Here is a 1,682-nt window from a genome sequence, read left to right as displayed (position 1 = left end):
ACTTCTTCATAATAAAGACTTTTAGCTTTTTGCAGTTTTACAAGTTCATCATGAAAGATTTGTATTTTTTTCTGATCTTGCTCGTCTGTCTGTAATGGCAAATAGACTAACCCTAACCCCAAACGTTTATAATCCTCAATGCTGGTAATATCATCGATTTCACGCGTTGTAACCATAGAGTAAAAAAGAGGAACATTTTTAAAAATAAGGGAATCTGTATTAACCCATACACCAGCATTACGTTTTTTTTCCCGCATGACCATTGTCCGGTTTTGTCCTTCCAAGCTTACAACAACATCATAACGGTTCTGACGAGAATATAATGGATCAATATTTTCCAAAACACCAGCAATATAAAGATCACGACCAGCAAAATTTGTATCCACGGTAATTATATTCGTTGTGACGATAATTTGGACAGCTTCGTGATCAACTTGATCAATAAATGTTTCTGTCATCCCAACATGTGACCATGTAGAAAAAGAAATAAAATAAAAGCAACCCGCAATGATGCATAAAGAAAATAATCTACCCATTTTTATCTCATAAGAATATCCAGAGAGAAAAGATTATCAGGGCGTACAAATAATTGAAAAGCAAGGCGCATACACACGATTAACACCAAACATGCAAGTGCCATACGCAATTGTTCAGCCTTTAACTTCCGTCCAGCTCGTGTTCCATATTGTGCACCAATACTTCCCCCAAGCATTAACAAAAAAGCCAAGACAATATCAACGGACTGATGAGTCATACTTTGCAAAACAGTCGTGAAAGAAGAGACAAATGTAATCTGAAAAAGTGAAGTTCCTATCACGACATTGGTTGGAACACGCAGCAGGTAAATCAATGCGGGGATCATAAAGAACCCCCCACCAATCCCCATAATAGAAGACAACAACCCCACAATGAGACCAATCCCTAACACTGGAATAATGCTGACATAGATCATAGATGCTCGGAAACGCATTTTTAACGGTAAGCGATGAATCCAGTTATGTCGATGTCGACCTGCAAGACGGACATGAGCGTTTTCTACCTTACGCTTGCGCATCACATCATACCAACTTTCAACAATCATCAAGCTTCCTATACCTCCCAGAAGGATCACATAAAGAAGCGAAATCATTAAGTCTAATTGGCCTAACTTTTTAAAAACAGAAAAAATCTGAATCCCGATTAACGAACCAATCCCTCCTCCAATGGCCAAAAGAATACCAAGTTTAATATCAAGCGTACGTCGTCTAAAATGTGTAATCGCCCCCGTTACAGATGATGCAATCATCTGGTTAGCACCTGTTCCAACAGCAATAGCAGGAGGAATATTATAAAAAATCAATAAAGGCGTGATGAGAAAACCACCACCAATGCCAAAAAGACCTGAAAAAAAACCAGCAACGACTCCCATACCAATCAAGATCAGTATATTGAGTGACATTTCAGCAATTGGTAAATAAATACTCACTAACAGAACCTTTAAGATAATTTGAGGCTTTTTAACAATTGGAGAGCCTTTCTCCAACTATCCCCTTTTCCAATAATCTCTGTTGCATGCTTAAAAGGGTAATTTTAATTCCCATCGCTTTCGCACAATTACGAATGCGCAATACATTTCATATCTATTAACATCAACATCATAAAAATTAAAAAAAACGAGCTCCTTTTAAAAAGCTATAAAAACA

2 protein-coding genes are annotated in these 1,682 nt (G+C 37.3%); both read right to left on the bottom strand.

Translation table 11 applies throughout. From position 1 onward, the window contains the following. Positions 1–536: TIGR02186 family protein (locus BN338_RS04885; protein WP_039759637.1), on the bottom strand; the 536-nt coding region annotated here is incomplete at its 3' end. Positions 537–538: 2 nt separating this feature from the next. Beyond that, positions 539–1,465, bottom strand: coding sequence for a sulfite exporter TauE/SafE family protein (locus BN338_RS04880; protein WP_039759635.1), 927 nt, complete (start codon positions 1,463–1,465; stop codon positions 539–541). Between the last annotated feature and the right edge of the window lie 217 nt (positions 1,466–1,682).

The sequence above is a fragment of the Bartonella queenslandensis AUST/NH15 genome (genome assembly GCF_000312585.1).
Lineage (GTDB): Bacteria > Pseudomonadota > Alphaproteobacteria > Rhizobiales > Rhizobiaceae > Bartonella > Bartonella queenslandensis_A.
The sequence above is the reverse complement of the archived record's forward strand: the minus strand, read 5'-3'. Positions and strand labels throughout refer to the sequence as shown.